This is a genomic window from Methylobacterium tarhaniae (assembly GCF_001043955.1).
In the GTDB taxonomy this organism is placed as follows: Bacteria; Pseudomonadota; Alphaproteobacteria; order Rhizobiales; family Beijerinckiaceae; genus Methylobacterium; species Methylobacterium tarhaniae.
Map to the genome: position 1 here is coordinate 1 of NZ_LABZ01000327.1, position 1264 is coordinate 1264.

The window sequence follows — 1264 nt, forward strand, 5'->3', positions numbered from 1 at the left end:
GCCGACCAGCAGCGCCTCGCCGGCGGTGACCATGCTGCTGAGATACGCGTTGATGGTCGCCGGTGCCGCATCGGGCAGCGCACGCAGGATTTGCGGCTGCGACAGGCCCTGCGGCCCGGCCCCGTCGATCAGCGCCTTCAGGCGCCCCTTGGTCGAGTTCGCCCGCGGCCCCCGCGGTCCGCGGCGCCCGCTCGCGCGCGGCTCGCCCCGGTCCGCGCCGGAAGCCGGACCGGCAGATGGCAGCGACAGGCCGAGCTCCTCGATCGGCGTATCCTCGATGATCGCCCGGAGCGCGTTCTCGGCGAGCCGGAGCTTGGCCAGCTCCGCCCCGATGCGCTCGTATTCGGCCTCGAGCGCCGCCCTGCGTTCGCTCACATCAGCCAAGGCTTTCATGAGCGCATCATTCCCCGACATTGCCCCTCCAGAGAAACTGGGCATGGGCTCCTTGCATAGGCCGAGTGCATCGTCAACGAAGACGCCACGGATGTGGGTGGATCGCGCCGACGCCCGCAGTCAGGAAGGCCGGAGGCGACGCGCCGAGTTGGACGACGACCAGACCAGGGGATCGATGCCGCAGATCAAGACCCGGCATCGGCCGGAAAGCCCGGACCTTCGACATCCATCCGTCGCGAGAACCAATAGAGATGCCGGCAGCAGGAAGTAGAGTGGTGAGCGCGCTGGGACTCGAACCCAGGACCTACAGATTAAAAGTCCGTTGCTCTACCAGCTGAGCTACGCGCCCGCTCCCGGGGATGACGGCGCGGCGCTGGTGGGCCGGCCCAGGTCCTGTTCGGAGCAGAGGCGGACATAGGGGGTTGACGCGGCCGGGTCAACCGGGAGACCACGGCCGCCAACAGAAGCCCGCGTCCCGATGCCCTCCGAACCCCCACAGCCTCTCGATTCCGCCGCGACGTCCTCCGCCGCGGATTGGCGACATTTCGCCGGGCTGCTCGTCGGTGCGGCCGGGCTCCTGGGGCTGCTCGTGCTCGCCTTCGTGACCATCCTCGATCCCTACGGCCTGCGCGCCGCGCCGGGTCGGCGGTCCGGGCCGATCATGGATCTCAACCAGCGCTTCATGTACCCGCAGGTGGTACGCGGCGGCGCCTACGACTCGGCCGTGTTCGGCACCTCCACCGCCCGCCTCCTCGACCCTCACGGACTCGACCGGGCCTTCGGCGGCCGCTTCGCCAACCTCGCCATGAACGCGGCGACGCCCTGGGAGCAGACCCAGCTCGCCCGGCTCTTCCTGACGCGGGCGCCCGCG

1 protein-coding gene, 1 tRNA gene and 1 pseudogene are annotated in these 1264 nt (G+C 70.1%); 1 reads left to right on the forward strand and 2 read right to left on the reverse strand.

The features are described from left to right. Together VQ03_RS29685 and VQ03_RS29690 are read right to left on the reverse strand one after the other, a co-directional pair. On the reverse strand, positions 1-438 hold a 438-nt coding region (locus VQ03_RS29685; RefSeq protein ID WP_157064319.1), incomplete at its 3' end, for a hypothetical protein. Positions 439-666: 228 nt separating this feature from the next. Then, positions 667-742: transfer RNA gene (locus VQ03_RS29690), tRNA-Lys, on the reverse strand. 129 nt (positions 743-871) lie between these two features. On the opposite strand from VQ03_RS29690, the pseudogene VQ03_RS29695 reads away from it, so the two are divergent. Then, positions 872-1264: pseudogene (locus VQ03_RS29695) on the forward strand (hypothetical protein); the annotation flags it as partial.